The organism is Paenarthrobacter sp. C1 (assembly GCF_049315185.1).
Classification (GTDB): domain Bacteria; phylum Actinomycetota; class Actinomycetes; order Actinomycetales; family Micrococcaceae; genus Arthrobacter; species Arthrobacter nicotinovorans.
This window is the reverse complement of the sequence record NZ_CP186052.1, coordinates 1,213,618-1,229,234: the sequence shown is the minus strand read 5'-3', so window position 1 is coordinate 1,229,234 and position 15,617 is coordinate 1,213,618. Positions and strand designations below refer to the sequence as shown.

At 64.6% G+C, this 15,617-nt stretch carries 14 protein-coding genes; 8 read left to right on the top strand and 6 right to left on the bottom strand.

Annotated features, from left to right (window positions below; genetic code table 11):
• The first annotated feature begins 1 nt into the window (after position 1).
• The gene (locus tag ACNAOU_RS05910) at positions 2–694 is read left to right on the top strand and encodes an ABC transporter ATP-binding protein (protein WP_064721944.1); all 693 of its coding nucleotides are present in this window, start codon (positions 2–4) and stop codon (positions 692–694) included.
• Between the two features lie 108 nt (positions 695–802).
• Entirely contained in the window at positions 803–1,873 is a 1,071-nt protein-coding gene (locus tag ACNAOU_RS05905; protein ID WP_039240516.1) for a Gfo/Idh/MocA family protein, read from the top strand.
• 15 nt (positions 1,874–1,888) lie between these two features.
• Here ACNAOU_RS05905 and ACNAOU_RS05900 read toward each other — a convergent pair whose 3' ends face one another.
• From ACNAOU_RS05900 to ACNAOU_RS05890, 3 genes are all read right to left on the bottom strand, one after another.
• Entirely contained in the window at positions 1,889–2,329 is a 441-nt protein-coding gene (locus ACNAOU_RS05900; protein WP_064721945.1) for a DoxX family protein, read from the bottom strand.
• A gap of 69 nt (positions 2,330–2,398) precedes the next feature.
• A complete protein-coding gene (locus ACNAOU_RS05895; protein WP_064721946.1) occupies positions 2,399–3,070 on the bottom strand; it encodes a phosphonatase-like hydrolase in 672 nt (223 codons plus the stop codon).
• Positions 3,067–3,834, bottom strand: a complete 768-nt coding sequence (locus ACNAOU_RS05890) for a GntR family transcriptional regulator (protein WP_422758247.1) — start codon at positions 3,832–3,834, stop codon at positions 3,067–3,069. The genes ACNAOU_RS05895 and ACNAOU_RS05890 overlap by 4 nt, the downstream gene beginning before the upstream one ends.
• 163 nt (positions 3,835–3,997) lie before the next feature.
• Here ACNAOU_RS05890 and ACNAOU_RS05885 point away from each other — a divergent pair, with 163 nt between their 5' ends.
• From ACNAOU_RS05885 to ACNAOU_RS05865, 5 genes are all read left to right on the top strand, one after another.
• Entirely contained in the window at positions 3,998–5,203 is a 1,206-nt protein-coding gene (locus ACNAOU_RS05885) for a TIGR03364 family FAD-dependent oxidoreductase (protein ID WP_422758246.1), read from the top strand.
• A gap of 178 nt (positions 5,204–5,381) precedes the next feature.
• A complete protein-coding gene (locus ACNAOU_RS05880; RefSeq protein WP_422758662.1) occupies positions 5,382–6,173 on the top strand; it encodes a phosphate/phosphite/phosphonate ABC transporter substrate-binding protein in 792 nt (263 codons plus the stop codon).
• Positions 6,173–6,928 (top strand): phosphonate ABC transporter ATP-binding protein, encoded by a 756-nt coding sequence (locus ACNAOU_RS05875; RefSeq protein WP_422758245.1) that lies wholly within the window; start codon positions 6,173–6,175, stop codon positions 6,926–6,928. Before ACNAOU_RS05880 ends, ACNAOU_RS05875 begins: the two co-directional genes overlap by 1 nt.
• Positions 6,925–7,779: a phosphonate ABC transporter, permease protein PhnE gene (phnE, locus tag ACNAOU_RS05870; protein WP_416429137.1), complete on the top strand. Its 855-nt coding sequence runs from the start codon at positions 6,925–6,927 to the stop codon at positions 7,777–7,779. Before ACNAOU_RS05875 ends, phnE begins: the two co-directional genes overlap by 4 nt.
• A gap of 106 nt (positions 7,780–7,885) precedes the next feature.
• Entirely contained in the window at positions 7,886–8,995 is a 1,110-nt protein-coding gene (locus tag ACNAOU_RS05865) for an FAD-dependent oxidoreductase (RefSeq protein WP_281444978.1), read from the top strand.
• Positions 8,996–9,117: 122 nt separating this feature from the next.
• Here the strand turns inward: ACNAOU_RS05865 and ACNAOU_RS05860 are convergent, their stop codons facing one another.
• Positions 9,118–11,337 carry an NADP-dependent isocitrate dehydrogenase gene (locus tag ACNAOU_RS05860; RefSeq protein WP_354627195.1) on the bottom strand — a complete coding sequence of 740 codons (2,220 nt, stop codon included), beginning with the start codon at positions 11,335–11,337 and terminating at the stop codon, positions 9,118–9,120.
• 321 nt (positions 11,338–11,658) lie between these two features.
• Between ACNAOU_RS05860 and ACNAOU_RS05855 the strand changes: the two genes are divergently transcribed.
• Entirely contained in the window at positions 11,659–12,660 is a 1,002-nt protein-coding gene (locus tag ACNAOU_RS05855; protein WP_422758244.1) for a trypsin-like serine peptidase, read from the top strand.
• 130 nt (positions 12,661–12,790) lie between these two features.
• Here ACNAOU_RS05855 and purH read toward each other — a convergent pair whose 3' ends face one another.
• Together purH and ACNAOU_RS05845 are read right to left on the bottom strand one after the other, a co-directional pair.
• Positions 12,791–14,461: a bifunctional phosphoribosylaminoimidazolecarboxamide formyltransferase/IMP cyclohydrolase gene (purH, locus tag ACNAOU_RS05850; RefSeq protein ID WP_422758243.1), complete on the bottom strand. Its 1,671-nt coding sequence runs from the start codon at positions 14,459–14,461 to the stop codon at positions 12,791–12,793.
• Between the two features lie 246 nt (positions 14,462–14,707).
• On the bottom strand, positions 14,708–15,505 hold the full coding sequence (locus ACNAOU_RS05845) for an endonuclease domain-containing protein (protein WP_422758242.1): 798 nt from the start codon (positions 15,503–15,505) through the stop codon (positions 14,708–14,710).
• Positions 15,506–15,617 lie beyond the last annotated feature (112 nt).

Sequence of the window (15,617 nt, the reverse complement as noted above, 5' to 3'; positions counted from 1 at the left end):
CGTGATTGAAGTCAAGGACCTTGTCCGTCAGTTCAAGTCCGGTGACCGGACCATCAAGCCAGTCAACGGCGTGAGCTTCGAGCTCGAAAAGGGTTCGTTGTCGTCCATCGTGGGCAAGAGCGGCAGCGGCAAGAGCACACTGTTGTCCCTCCTGGGTGCTTTGGACAAGCCCACCTCAGGGGACGTCGTCGTCGATGGCGTCAGCCTGGCGGGGCTGCCGGACGGCAAGCTGACCGAGTACCGCCGCCGCGACATCGGTTTCGTCTTCCAGCAATTCAACCTGATCCCCAATCTCAGTGCCGTGGACAATGTCATGCTGCCCATGGAGTTCGCCGGAGTCCGTAAAGCGGCCAGGCTGAAGCGGGCCAAGGAACTGCTTGAGCAGGTTCAGCTGGATCCGGAGAAGCATTCGCGGCGGACCAACCGGTTGTCCGGTGGGGAGCAGCAGCGTGTGGCGATTGCCCGGGCGCTGGCCAACGAGCCCAAGCTGATCCTCGCCGATGAGCCCACCGGAAACCTCGATGAGCAGACCGGCGAGCACATCATCGAACTCCTGAGCTCCCTGAGCCGCGACCACAACACCACCATCCTCGTGGTCACGCACGACCGCAGCCTGGCTCAGAAAACCGAACGCTGCTTCCGCCTCCAGCAGGGCCGGCTGACCGAGGAGCTCAGAACCGGATCGCATCGATGACCTTGACGCGCACCGCCACGGGCGCCGGAATGGCTCCGGCGAGTGCGCCCACAAGGACGGCTGTGCCCCTGGCCGCCAACGCCTGCGCGGAATGAGAGGATGGCTGGCATGACTCTTCCTATTGCCGTGCCGTGGCTCACAACCCAGGACAACCAGGATCCTCGCGCTGCCACCGGGCAACCTTTGCGGTGGGGCGTGGTGTCCACGGGCAATATCGCCAAGAGCGTCTCCCAGGACCTGGCCCTCTTGGAGGACGCGGAACTCTACGCCGTGAGTTCCCGGACCCAGGCTGCCGCGGATGCCTTCGCCAACGCTTCGGGTTTCGCCAAGGGATACGGGGACGACGCCGGTGTTCCCGGCTACCAGCGTCTGTTCGAGGATCCTGCGGTGGACGTGGTCTATGTGGCGACACCCCACGCCCAGCACTTCCAGATCGCCTCTGCGGCGTTGCGGGCCGGGAAGCACGTCTTATGCGAGAAGGCCCTCACCATCAATGCCCGTGAGGCCATGGAACTGGTGAAGATCGCGCGTGAGCAGAACGTGTTCTTCATGGAGGCGGTGTGGAGCCGCTTCCTGCCGAGCATGCAGCGGGCTTTCGAGATCGCAGCGTCCGGTGAGCTGGGGCAAATCCAGTGGGTTACCGCGGATCTCGGATTCCCGGCACCGTACGATCCTTCGGCCCGCATCTGGGCCCTGAACGACGGTGGCGGAGCGCTCTTGGACATCACGGTGTATCCCTTGCTCTGGGCCTTGGGGACGCTGGGCTTCCCGCAGTCGGTCACGGCGATCGGATCGCTGAATGAGGACGGCGTGGACACGCAGAACGCACTGACGCTGGGCTATGACACGGGCGCACAGGCGCAATTGACGTCGTCCCTGATGGCCCATGGGCCAAGGACAGCCACCGTTGCCGGCGGCCTTGGCTACTTGCAGACAGTGGGATCGGTGAACAATCCGCGTGAGCTGCTGGTCAGGGTCGGCTGGGACGAGCCCCGTCACGAGCACTTCGACGTTGCAGGCATCGGCTACACCTATGAACTGCGCGAGGTGACCCGCTGTGTTCAGCAAGGACTCCTCGAGAGCCCGGTGATGCCGCTGGAAGATTCCATCAATGTGATGCGCCTCTTCGACGGCGTCCGTTCACAGTTGGGTGTCCGTTATCCCAATGACGCCCGGTGATTTAACCAGGACGGGTTAAGACCCCTTGCGGCCTGGCTGCCTGGCCAGTTTGCGGTCCAGCGAGAAGGCCCCGGAGCCCAGGAAAACGAAGGCCACGGACACGGCGAAGTAGATGATGAGCAGCTCCGCCGTCACGCCCGCTTTGTCCGTGAGCAGGGGCTTGCCCGCTTCCGTCACGAACCAGATCGAGGCGAACATCAAAGCCGACAGGAATCCGGCCACCCGGGTCAGCGCTCCGAGGACCAGCAGCAGCCCCAGTCCCAGCTCACCGGCGATCACCAGCCACGCAACGACTTCCGGCTTCTGCACACCCATGGCAGCAACGGATGCTGCGAACGCGGCATGGCCGGCCATGAACTTCTGGAAGCCGTGGACCATGATGAGCGCGCCGAAGACCACGCGCAGGATCGTGACGCCACGGGCGGAGGACTTGGGTGAAGGGTGAAGGAATTTCACGCAGTCCAATCTTCCATGCCCGGCGCTCCCGGCCAAACCCCCGCAATCCGGCGACCTTGGAAAGAGAAGCTAGGACAGCAGCGCCGGGATGTCCTTCACTCCGGCCAGGATGTGGTGATGCGGGTGCGCGGCAAGCTCGTCGCGCCCGAGCTTGCCGGTTAGTACGCCGACGGCCAGGACCCCTGCGTTGTTGGCCGCAGCGAGGTCGTTGACAGTGTCGCCCGCTGCCATGACCGAGCGGACATCCTGAACTCCCGTCAGCTCCATGGCGCGGTGGATCATGAACGGCGCCGGACGCCCGGCGGCTACTTCGTCGGAGCACACGACGGCGTCCAGCAGGTTGCCGTCGCCGACGCCCCACCCCAGCCGCTCAAGAAGCGGCCCGGCGACGTCGCGTGAAAAGCCTGTCGTCAGGGCCACCTTGACGCCCTGGCGGCGGAGTTCGCGGAACGCGTCTTCGACGCCTTCCAGCGGGACGGGCGGGTTGGCATCGTAGAACCCGCCCAGGATTTCCTTGAACCGCGCGAACGCTGCGGTCACTGCGTCCTCCGTTGCGGCTCCTCCCCCGGCTTCGATCAAAGCGGTAATGGCCTCCACTTTGTCCGCACCCATCCACTCCTGGACGGCCTCGGGGCTGGTGGCGGCTCCGGTTTCTTCGACGCAGCGGGCCAGGGCAACATAGACGTCACCGTGTTCGTCGATGGTGGTTCCGGCCATATCGCAGGCTACGAGCTTGATCATGGGGTGGCTCCTTCGGTGTGGATGCGGACCAGGGCTGCCCTGCGCTCCACGGTGTTGTCGATGGTGAAGTTGGTAAGGGCCGGCAGGTAGCGGTCCTCTGAGTATTCAAGGGGCTGACCGTCACCGGAACGGGTGATGCGGCGTTCGCGCAGGAGCGGAATTCCTTCGGGTTGCTCCAGGAGTTCGGCGTCCTCGTCGCTGGCCGCTACTGCGTCGATGGTGTGCCGTGCGCTGTGCAGATCCACGCCTTGGTCCTTGAGGAACGCAAAAATGGATCCCGAGTCGGTGTCGAAGTCGAACAGTTTCCGGCCTACGTCCAGGACGAACGTGGTGCGCTCAATCATGGCCGGAGCTTCATCCAGATAGCGGACCCGCAGGACTTCCACAACCGTTGTTCCCGGCACCAGTCCGAGCGCTGCCGCAGCTTCCGGGCTCGCATCGCGTCGTGCCACCTCCAGGGTTCGCTGGCCGGGCTTCTTGCCGATCCCCAGCGCCCACTCGGTGAACGAGTTGAAGGTGGAGAACGACTGCGACGGCACGGACGAGCGGACCATCGGGGGACGGCCGCGGCCACCTGTAACCGCGCCTTCGGAACGGAGGAAGGCGAGCGCCTGGCGGATCGGTCCGCGGGAGGTTCCGAACTCCCTGCACAGCTCCGCCTCGCTTGGAAGCTGGAAACCGGGCGGCCACTCGCCGTCAGTGATGCGGCGCATGAGTTCCTCGCTGAGCCGGACATGGAGGGGTGCATTTTGCTGAGTGCTCACCAGTTGATAATACAAGTTGCCAGCATCAAAAGAGCCTCTTTCGCTGCATCCCACATGAATCCGGCGTGAACAAACATGAACGGAGGTTAAATTCTGATTAACTTGTATATACAAGTGGCGATGTAGCTTGATTCACCTCTTGCGTGCCGTCAAGGTCGATAGTGTGAACAACGCAAGCAACCCCACCTCAGCCACCGGCAACAGCCCCGGCCAAGCCGCCGACGTCGTCGTCGTCGGCGCCGGCATCATCGGCCTGGCGCATGCCGCCCACGCTGTTGCCAACGGACTGACTGTCACCATCATCGAACGCGACCACCACGCCGCCGGCGCCTCGGTACGGAACTTCGGCCACTGCTGCATCACGGCGCAGTCCGGCGAACTGTACGAGCTCGCAAAGACGTCCCGGAAGTACTGGCTCGAGTTCGCCGAGCAGGCAGGTTTTTGGGCCGTTGAATCCGGAGCAGTGGTCCTTGCCCGTACCGATGCAGAGATGGCTGTCCTGCGCGAACTCTCCGCAGCCCGGGAGCCCGGCCAAGTTCAACTGCTCTCCCCTGCCGCGACACGGGAGCGCCTGGACCCGGTTGCGGCCGGACTGCCCGACGGCGGCACCCGCCAAGGCGATTGGCCCGGCCTGGTCGGCGGAGCCTTCCTCCGCGACGACCTCCGCGTCGATCCCCGGACCACCGTCGCAAAGTTGGCCGAATGGCTGAGCCGGCAGCCCGGCGTCGAACTTCACTGGAACACCGCGGCACTGGGCTTCAGCCAATCGCCGGACGGCGTGACCGTGCAGACATCGCGCGGCGCGCTGCAGGCGAAGCAAGTGTTCGTGTGCGTGGGCCACAACGTCGACTACCTGTTCCCGGACCTCGCTGCGGAACACAGGATCCAGCGGTGCGCGCTCCAGATGTCATTGGCTGCCGGGCCAGCCGGAGTCCGCTTCACACCGGCTGTGCTCACCGCAACGTCCATGCTCCGCTACCCGGCTTTCACCGATATGCCCGCGGCGGAGGCCCTGCGCTCCGAAGTGAAAGCCAAGCAGCCGGAACTGTTGGACATCGGCGCCAACGTCATGTTCACCCAACGCCCGGACGGCACCATCATCCTGGGCGACTCGCACCACTACCACCGCACCGCCGACCCGTTCCTGGACGAGGCAGTCACCGACGCCCTGAACAACGACATCAGCGGCAGGATCGGCCGGCCCCTGGAAATCATCGAACGCTGGCAAGGCATTTACGCGTCCTCGGACGTTGCCCCGATCCTGGTCCGCAACATCCAACCGGGCGTCACCGTGGTGTCCGTGACCTCCGGCGTCGGCATGACCCTGTCCTTTGGCCTGGCACACCGCAATGTGTCGCGTCTGTCCTGAGTTCCTCCGTTCCCCCACCCCTCCCTTCGCCTAAGGATTCCCATGAAAACCACGCTCTTCACCGGCTCCGCGCTTGCCCTCGCCGCTGCTTTGGCATTGACCGCATGCGGCGGCTCGCCCAGTCCTCTCCAGACCAGTCCTCCCCCGGGACGGCGTCGCCACCTGCCCCAACGGCGGGATCAAGTTCGGCATCGAGCCCTACGAGGACCCGGCCAAGCTGAAGCCCGCCTACGACGTCCTGGCCGCTGCCCTTTCCAAAAAGCTCGAATGCCCGGTCACAGTCCAGGTGGTGGAGGACTACGCAGCCGAAGTCCTCGCCATGCGCAACGGCAAGCTGGACCTGGGGCAGTTCGGGCCGCTGGGCTACGTGTTCGCCGACACCAAGGCAGGCGCAGAACCACTGGTTTCATTCGGCACGGCAGAAAAGGAGCTCAGCAGCTACACGGCCGGAATCTGGGTACCCAAGGACAGCCCCATCCAGGCAATCGGCGATCTCAACGGCAAGTCCCTGGCCCTGGGCAGCGTCGGATCCACCAGCGGCGATGTCCTGCCCCGGTTCGGTCTCCGTGAGGCAGGCATCGCTGACGCCGACCTCACCATGGACTACACCGGCGGCCACCCGGAGGCACTCCTTGCCCTGACCAACGGGAAGGTGGACGCGGCCGAGATCAACTCGCAGACGCTGGCCACGGCGATCGCCGCGGGAACCTTCGCCAAGGACGATTTCCGCCAGGTCTGGACGTCCAACCCCATCCCGAACGATCCCATCACCGTACGCGGCGACGCCGATCCCGCCTTCAAACAAGCCGTCAAGGAGGCGTTCCTGTCACTGGAGCCCGCCGACGTTGCCAAAGTTGGAGAGTTCCTGGACGTGACCCCTCCCGGCCCGTTGCTGGAGGTCACCAAGGACAACTACACGCCCCTGTTCGAGCTCGCCAAGACCATGCACCTCACGGAGAAGGATCTGTAATGCCGCTCTCCGTCCAAGGGCTGGGTAAGTCCTTCAACGGCAGGACCGTCCTTCAGGGTGTCGACTTCTCCGTCGCCCCCGGTGAACTGGTTGCCTTCCTCGGCGCCAACGGCTCGGGCAAGTCCACCACGCTGCGTTGCGTCATGGGCATCACCGCTCCCGATGCCGGAAGCATCAGCATTGACGGCACGGCACTGGACCGTCTCCAGGGCCGCGAACTCCTGCAGGCGCGGCAGCGGATGGCCATGATCTTCCAGAAGATCCACCTGATTCCGCGCCGCACGGCCCTGGATAACGTCTGCGCCGGAGCCCTGGCACGCATCCCCACAGTCCGTTCCCTCACTCCGCTGCTGTTCCCCGCCGAAGTCCAGCAGGAAGCCCTCGACTGCCTGGACCGCGTTGGCATGGCGGACCGTGCCTTCGAGCGAGTTGGCCGGCTTTCCGGCGGACAGCAGCAACGCGTGGCAGTAGCCCGGGCACTGTGCCAGCGGGCCGACGTCGTACTCGCTGACGAGCCGGTCTCTGCACTGGACCCGCACGCCGCTGAACAAGTCATGGCACTGCTGCGCGAACTCGCACACACCGAAGGCCTTGCCGTCGCGGCCGTGTTGCACCAGCCGGACCTTGCGTTGCGTTACGCGGACAGGTCCATCGGGCTGCTGCACGGCTCCATGAACTTCGACCTTCCCTCCACGGAAGTCACCGCCGAACACCTCAACACGTTGTATGCCCCGGACAGGAACATCGCAGCATGACACCCCATACCTTGACCCCCGCCGTCGCGCGCCGGGACTCAACAAGCAAAAGCCGCGTGGCTCTGGTCCGCCCGAAGAAGCCCCTGCGGTGGATCACGACGGCGGCAGTGGCGGCCGTCGTCGTCGGACTTCACGCTGTGGCCATCCAAGGGACGGGCTTCAAACCCGAGTTGCTGGTGGACGGCTGGAAAGGCATGGCGGCGTTCATCGGTGATGCTTTCCCGCCGGACCTGAGCTGGGAACGGACCGTGAAGCCCGGGCTGGAAGCGACGCTCGTGACCCTGTGGATCGGCTTGCTCGGCACCACGTTCTCCGTGCCGTTCGCCTTGCTCCTGGCCGCACTTGCGGCAAGGAACACCAGTCCCCATCCTGCGGTGTACCAAGCTGCCCGGGCTGTGTTGTCCTTCTTCAGGGCGGTTCCGGACATAGTGTTTGCCCTGATCTTTGTCACCGCCGTGGGCTTGGGTCCGTTCGCGGGCGTCCTCGCGCTGATCTGCCACAACACCGGTGTCATGGGAAAGCTGTGGGCCGAGTCCATGGAAGAGATCGACGCCGGGCCGCAGGAGGCGCTGCGGACCGCCGGCGCCAACCGGATCCAGCAGGTCGCCAATGCCACGCTGCCCATGGTGATCCCGCAATTCGTGGGCCTGCTGTTGTACCGCTTCGACGTGAACGTGCGGTCCTCGCTGGTCCTTGGCCTGGTGGGCGCCGGTGGCATCGGGTTGCTGATCAACCAGTCCATCAAGTCCTTCCAGTTCGATTCCATGCTCACGCACATCCTGATCGTGCTTGTGCTGATCGTCGTGGTGGACCAGTTCTCCGCGTGGATCCGCCGGCGGTTGGCTGCGTAACCCGCATTCCGGCCCAATCCACGTTCCAACCCAACTGGGGGCAGAATGGGAGGTGGCTCTTCTTGGAGCCACGGTTGGTCTCGCGGACGTTGTGGATGGAGCAGGCATGCAGGTTGATGTTGTAGTTGTTGGCGGAGGAGCCATGGGATCGGCCGCTGCATGGCAGTTGTCCCGCTCCGGACGTTCGGTGGTCCTGCTGGAACAGTTCGAGGCCGGCCACCACATCGGTGCCTCCCACGGAGCAACCCGCAACTTCAACACCGCCTACGCCGAGGCCGACTACCTGGACCTCCTCGCAGAGTCCAAGACCCTCTGGGACGAGCTCGCGGCAGAAAACGGGGCGCCGCTGCTGGACCTCGTGGGCTTGGCCAACCATGGCAACATCCCCAAACTGGAACTGGTGCGGGAAGCACACCAGGAACGCGGCATCGAGAGCTACTTCATGTCCGCCGACGAGGCCGCGGACCGTTGGCGGGGCATGAACTTCTCCACCGATGTCCTCTTTGTGCCAGGATCCGGCCGGATCCGCTCGGCTGACGCCTTGGTGGCGCTGCGGAAATCGGCTGAGTCGCACGGCGCGGTCTTCAAGTATTCGACGCCGGTCCGGGACATCCGGGTGGACGGCGACGATTCCGTGGTGGTGGTGACGGAGGAAACCGAGTACACCGCCAACCGCGTGGTGGTGACGGCTGGAGCATGGACCCCCAAAGTCCTGAAGGACCTCGTCAAGCTGCCCGCACTGGTGGTCACCCAGGAGCAGCCCGCCCACTTCACCCCGACCGATAACACCTTGGTGTGGCCGAGCTTCAACCATAATCCGGACCCCGACCCGAACAACGAGCTCTACGAATACTGGTTCAGCCCGGTCTACGGAATGCTCACCCCCGGAGAGGGCGTCAAGGCCGGCTGGCACGGCGTCGGGCCCGTCATGGACCCTGATGAGCGCACGTTCGAGCCCATCCCCCAGCAGCTCGAAGCCCTGGTGCGGTACGCGGAAGAGTGGCTCCCCGGCGTCGACCCTTCCACTGCGGTTCCCATCAGCTGCACCTACACCACCACCCCCACGGAGGACTTCGTCCTGGACGGTTTCGGCCCGTTGGTGGTGGGCGCCGGATTCTCGGGGCACGGTTTCAAGTTCACGCCGGCCATTGGCCGGGTGCTGAAGGACATCGTCGACGGCGGGGTGGCACCTGACCGGTTCCTGGCCGACCGCTAGGAGTTTTTGCACACCTAATGCCCTTTAGAGGGGCTTTTAAGGACGCTATGTGTACAAAAACTCCAATGGGGGGACGAAAAAGACCCCGCAAGCGTGATGCTCGCGGGGTCTTTTCGCGGTGACTACTTCAGGGTCGCAACGACCTTGTTGAACGTAGCCGACGGGCGCATGATCTCGGCAGCCTTGGCGGCGTCCGGACGGTAGTAACCGCCAAGGTCGACGGCGGGACCCTGCACGGCTGCCAGCTCACCGACGATGGTCTCCTCGTTGGAGGTCAGGGCTTCGGCGATAGCGGCGAAGTCCTTGGCCAACTCGGCGTCCTCGGTCTGCTTGGCCAGTTCCTGTGCCCAGTACATGGCCAGGTAGAAGTGGCTTCCACGGTTGTCGAGCTCGCCGACGCTGCGGCGCGGGGACTTGTTTTCCAGCAGGAACGTGCCCGTGGCGCGGTCCAGCGTGTCAGCAAGAACCTGTGCCCGCGCGTTGCCGGTGGTGGTGGCCAGGTGCTCGAAGCTCACGGCCAGGGCCAGGAACTCGCCAAGGCTGTCCCAGCGGAGGTGGTTTTCCTTGACCAGCTGCTGGACGTGCTTGGGAGCGGAGCCGCCGGCGCCGGTTTCGAACAGGCCGCCACCGTTGATGAGCGGAACGATGGAGAGCATCTTGGCACTGGTGCCGAGCTCGAGGATCGGGAACAGGTCCGTGAGGTAGTCGCGGAGGACGTTGCCCGTGACGGAGATGGTGTCTTCGCCCTTGCGGATGCGCTCCAGGGTGAAGGCCGTGGCCTCAACCGGGGAGAGAATCTTGATTTCAAGGCCCTCGGTGTCGTGGTCCTTGAGGTACTCGTTGACCTTGGCGATGAGGTTGGCGTCGTGGGCGCGGCCCTCGTCCAGCCAGAACACTGCCGGGGTCTGGGAAGCACGTGCACGGGTGACAGCCAGCTTGACCCAGTCGCGGACGGGGATGTCCTTGGTCTGGCAAGCGCGCCAGATGTCACCGGGGAAGACCTGGTGTTCGGTCAGGACGTTGCCCTTGCTGTCCACGAGCTGGACGGTGCCCGCTGCCTGGATCTCGAAGGTCTTGTCGTGGCTGCCGTATTCCTCCGCTGCCTGCGCCATGAGGCCGACGTTGGGGACAGTGCCCATGGTGGTGGGGTCGAACGCACCGTTGGCACGGCAGTCGTCCAGCACAACCTGGTACACGCCGGCGTAGGAGCTGTCCGGGATGACGGCCAGGGTGTCGGCTTCCTTGCCGTCCGGGCCCCACATGTGGCCGGAGGAGCGGATCATGGCCGGCATGGAGGCGTCAACGATGATGTCCGAGGGAACGTGGAGGCTGGTGATGCCCTTGTCGGAATCAACCATTGCCAGCGCGGGACCCTCTTCGAGGCCCTTGGTGATGGCTGCCTTGACGCCTTCGCGGACGTCCTCCGGCAGGTCTTCCAGGCCGCTCAGGATGGCTGCGAGGCCGTTGTTCGGGCTGATGCCGGCGGCTGCGAGCTGCTTGCCGTAGGTGTCGAACAGCTCGGAGAAGTAAGCCTTGACCACGTGGCCGAAGATGATGGGGTCGGAGACCTTCATCATGGTGGCCTTCAGGTGTGCGGAGAAGAGGATGCCCTCTTCCTTGGCGCGGGCAACCTGTGCTTTGAGGAACTCGTCCAGGGCGTCGGCGCGCAGGACGGTGGCGTCAACAACTTCGCCGGCCAGGACCGGGAAGTCCTTCTTGAGGACCTTGGTGGTGCCGTCTTCACGGACCAGCTGGACGCTGAGGGAGTCGGCGGCATCGAGGACGACGGACTTCTCGTTGGAGCGGAAGTCGTTCTGGCCCATGGTGGCGACGTTGGTCTTGGAGTCAGCGGACCAGGCACCCATGGAGTGCGGGTTCTGGCGGGCGTAGTTCTTGACCGACAGGGGTGCGCGGCGGTCGGAGTTGCCTTCGCGCAGCACCGGGTTCACGGCGGAACCCTTGATCTTGTCGTAGCGCGAGCGGATGTCCGTCTCGGTGTCCGAGGAGGGGTTGTCCGGGTAGTCCGGGAGGGCGAAGCCCTGGGCCTGGAGCTCGGCGATGGCAGCCTTGAGCTGCGGCACGGAGGCGCTGATGTTGGGCAGCTTGATGATGTTGGCTTCCGGCTGCTTTGCCAGTTCACCAAGTTCGGCAAGGGCGTTGCCCGTGCGCTGCTCTTCGGTCAGGAAATCGCCGAAGACGGCGATGATGCGGCCGGCCAGCGAAATATCGCGGGTCTCCACCTCTACACCTGCGGTCGAGGCATACGCTTCCACAATCGGCAGGAATGAGTAGGTTGCCAGCATCGGCGCTTCGTCTGTGTGGGTATAGATAATCTTGGCCATTGGCGGGGTTCTCCCTGAAAGTCTGCAGATTTCAACACTCCTAACTTACCCGAGTAGACCGTTTTGGCGGCCCTTCGTGTCCGGGATCACTCTCTGGGTTACCGCCCGGGAAAGCGATTTACCCCCGACGGCGACCTGACCGCCGCAGCTGCCTGCCGCCGTCGTGTACTCCTCCCCACAGCACGACAAGAAAATGACAGCAAATTATCACAAACTCTGAAACATCTCTTTACAAACTTGTCATACGTTGGGTAGCTTCGATTCCGTCAGTCGGCGGTCGCCATCACTGGCCGCCTCACTCCCTCGATAGGTAGGAACAACGTGACAAAAACCAAGACCCTGGCCACAAGCCTGCTGAGTCTGTCCGCTGCCGCAATCCTGGCGCTGCTAGGAACAACCAGCGCCAACGCAGCACCGTCAAAGGACGCGGACACCAGCGGCGCAGCGGTCAGCAGCCATGCAGTCTCCGACGCCGGCGCTGCAGATTACTGGACACCGGAACGCATGAAGAACGCCAAGTCCGGCGACATCCTTGCCTCCAAGGCACTGGAACGCGGCCGGCTCCTCAACCTGGGCAAAGCGCCAGCCACCGAAGCCCCGGGCGCCATCAGCAGCATCGCCGGCCAGCCTGCGGCCACCGACTCCACCACGATCGACCGGAAGGTCAACCAAAGCGAAACGCCGGTCAAGCACATCGGCAAGATCTTCTTCACCCTGGGCGGCTCCAACTACGTCTGCTCCGGCAACTCCGTGACAGCGGCCAACAAGAGCACAGTGTCCACCGCCGGCCACTGCCTCAACGAAGGTCCGGGCGCCTACGCAACCAACTTCGTCTTCGTGCCCGCCTACCTCAACGGTGCAGCACCCTACGGGAAGTGGACGGCAAAGGCGCTGTACGCCCCCACCCAGTGGGCATCGAACGGCAACATGCAGTACGACACCGCCTTCGCCGTCATGAACACCCTCAACGGCCAGAAGCTCGCCGATGTCGTGGGCTCCTCCGGTGTCCAGTTCAACGCCGCCCGTGGCCTGAGCTACAAGTCCTTCGGCTACCCGGCAGCCTCACCCTTCAACGGCGAATCGCTGAAGAGCTGCTCCGGCACCGCCACCAACGATCCCTACAACCCGCAGTTCGCCACGCAGGGCATCCCCTGCAACATGACCGGTGGTTCCTCGGGCGGTCCGTGGTTCATCGGCAACAGCTCCAGCGGCTACCAGAACTCCGTCAACAGCTACGGCTACGGCAGCAACTCCAGCACCATGTACGGCCCTTACTGGGGCACAGTAATCCAGTCCACCTACAACACCGCTGCGGCTTCGTAACTGATGTAGCAAGTCCCTGTTAACAACGACGGCGGCCGTCCCCTTCCGGGGCGGCCGCCGTTTCCGTTGTGGGCCCACGCCGCCCGGGTTCCCTGGCCGAAGCGCAGCGAGGTTAGGGCGGCGGTGGGGACTAGTGGAAGAAGTGGCGTGCGCCGGTGAAGTACATCGTGATGCCGGCAGCGTTGGCTGCGGCGATGACTTCCTCGTCGCGGACCGAGCCACCGGGCTGGACGACGGCGCGGACACCGGCGTCGATCAGGATCTGCAGGCCGTCAGCGAACGGGAAGAACGCGTCCGAGGCTGCAACCGCGCCGCGTGCGCGTTCCGGTGCGTTGGCACCGCTGGCGTTGGACGCGCCGCCGGCACCTTCGACGTCGGACTCCACCTGGACGCCCAGCGTGTTGGCGCGCTCCACGGCAAGGCGGCAGGAGTCCAGGCGGTTGACCTGGCCCATGCCGATGCCCACGGCAGCACCGTGGTTGGCGATCAGGATGGCGTTGGACTTGGCAGCGCGGCAGGCAGTCCAGGCAAATGCGAGGTCCGCGAGGGTGGCGGCATCAGCGGCTTCGCCGGCAGCGAGGGTCCAGTTGGCGGGGTTGTCGCCCTCTGCGTCCACTTTGTCGCTCATCTGGACCAGGACACCACCGGAAACCTGGCGCATCTCGGACGGGTAGCGGCCATAGCCCTCGGGCAGGGCGAGCAGGCGGATGTTCTTCTTCTTGGAGAGGATCTGCACGGCTTCGGGCTCGAAGTCAGGTGCGATGACAACCTCGGTGAAGATGTCGGCAACGGTGCGGGCCATGCCTGCAGTCACGGTGCGGTTGGCAGCGATGACGCCACCGAAAGCGGAGACGGGGTCGCAGGCGTGTGCCTTGGCGTGGGCGTCGGCGATCGGGTCGGCCGCGTCAGCGGAACCGACGGCGACACCGCACGGGTTGGCGTGCTTGACCACTGCAACGGCGGGCTCGGCGAAGTCGAACGCTGCGCGGAGGGCGGCATCGGCGTCGACGAAGTTGTTGTAGCTCATTGCCTTGCCGTGGAGCTGGTCGGCCTGGGCGATGCCCGCCGGAGCGGCCTTGTCCACGTAGAGGGCAGCCTGCTGGTGCGGGTTTTCGCCGTAGCGGAGGACCTCGGAGCGCTCCAAGGCAAAGCCGGCGTAGGCGGGCCAGTCAATGACGCCGTCGCCGTCTTCGTCCAGGAACTGGCTGGCGGTCCAGGAGGCAACAGCGTTGTCGTAGCTGGCCGTGTGCGCGAAGGCCTTGGCCGCCAGGCGGCGACGGGTGTTCAGGTCGAAACCGCCGTGCGCAGCGGCGTCGACAACGGCACCGTAGAAGTTCGGGTCCGTGACGATGGCGACGGCGGCGTGGTTCTTCGCGGCCGAACGCACCATGGCGGGGCCTCCGATGTCGATCTGCTCCACGACGTCATCCTGCGCCGCGCCGGACTTCACGGTCTCGACGAACGGGTACAGGTTCACCACAACGAGGTCGAAGGTTTCGATCTCCATGCCGGCAAGGGTGTCCATGTGCGCCGGAACGCGACGGTCGGCCAGGATGCCGCCGTGCACGCGGGGGTGCAGGGTCTTGACCCGGCCGTCCAGCATTTCCGGGGAGCCGGTGACTTCTTCGACTTCCTTGACCGGGATGCCTGCGGCGGCAATCTTCTTGGCGGTGGAGCCGGTGGAAACAATGGCGACGCCTGCTGCGTGCAGGCCCTTCGCGAGCTCCTCCAGTCCCGTCTTGTCGTAAACCGAGATCAGTGCACGGCGGATGGGAACACGGTCAAGCTGCGTCAAGCTCACAAAAGTCTCCGTCTTAGTTCGCGTAGATGTCGCGGGTGGTGGGGATACGGAGAGTTTATCGTGTTTCGTTGGCACCCCGCTTTTGCGTCTTCGCTCCTGGATTGCGGCACCCGTTGCGGGGCCTGCTCTACACGCCATCCTTCCCACATGGAACGCACACCAGGCCCCACAAACTCGGCACCCCCGTTGCGGGGCCCGCTCTACACGCCATCCTTCCGACATGGAACGCACACCAAGCCCCACAATTCACGACGGCAGTCGCAGCCACCCGCGCGAACTCAGGGCATCCCTGATCTTCCGCTCGGAATGTGCCCAGCCGGCATTCATCTGGACCTGCGAGAACCTCAGCACGATCCACCCCATGGCCCGGAGCCGGTCATCACGTTCAATGTCCTTACCCCATTGCACCGGGTCACTCCGATGATGGTCACCCTCATATTCGAGAGCGATCTTGTACTCCTCGTACTGCAGGTCGGGCGTGGAAATGTAGATTCCTCGTTCGTCGAAGATCGGCCGGGTAACCGCCGGCTCCGGCAGACCGGCGTCGTCGATCATCACGCGCAAGCGGGACTCCTGCGGTGAGTCCACTCCTGGGCGCAACAGCGGCAGGACCTCTCGAGCCATCCGGATTCCCTTAACCTTGGGGCGCCGGTCAATGACTTCCTGGATGGCATCGATCGAAGAAAGCGGGTTCGTCCGCGCCAGCAAGTAGTCGCCGGAGGCTACGAGGGAAGCCCGGCCCATGTGTCGCGCGAGATCCACCCACGTCCACTCCGGAGATGTCAGGTTGATGCCCTTGAATACCCGGACATCCCTGGCCAGGAGTGGAGCCCGATGCCCAACCACTCCCCGACGTTTTACGCGGCCTATCTCCTGGCGTCGAGTGACATGGATCAGGCCGCTCCGGCCTTCCTCTTCCAGATAAAGGGGCAGCGGAATGGACCACAGAAGCGCGGCGGTCACATGGCTCACGGCGCACTGTGGCGTCACTGCGGAGTGCAACCGGCCCAGCAACTCAAGGTCGGGCTCCCCGGTTCTTGGCACTCGTATGCCCCTGCTGGGGGGTGATGAGGTCGCCGGTCTGAAGGCGCCATCGCGGGACTCCCTCGGCGTAGGCGTCTTTCACGAGGAAGCCACCGGGATCGAGGGAGGCTGG

Coding starts and splice junctions, on each gene's coding strand:
- ACNAOU_RS05905 (WP_039240516.1), top strand. CDS start 803: ATGACTCTTCCTATTGCCGTGCCGTGGCTCACAACCCAGGACAACCAG.
- ACNAOU_RS05895 (WP_064721946.1), bottom strand. CDS start 3,070: ATGATCAAGCTCGTAGCCTGCGATATGGCCGGAACCACCATCGACGAA.
- ACNAOU_RS05875 (WP_422758245.1), top strand. CDS start 6,173: ATGCCGCTCTCCGTCCAAGGGCTGGGTAAGTCCTTCAACGGCAGGACC.
- phnE (WP_416429137.1), top strand. CDS start 6,925: ATGACACCCCATACCTTGACCCCCGCCGTCGCGCGCCGGGACTCAACA.
- ACNAOU_RS05865 (WP_281444978.1), top strand. CDS start 7,886: ATGCAGGTTGATGTTGTAGTTGTTGGCGGAGGAGCCATGGGATCGGCC.
- ACNAOU_RS05860 (WP_354627195.1), bottom strand. CDS start 11,337: ATGGCCAAGATTATCTATACCCACACAGACGAAGCGCCGATGCTGGCA.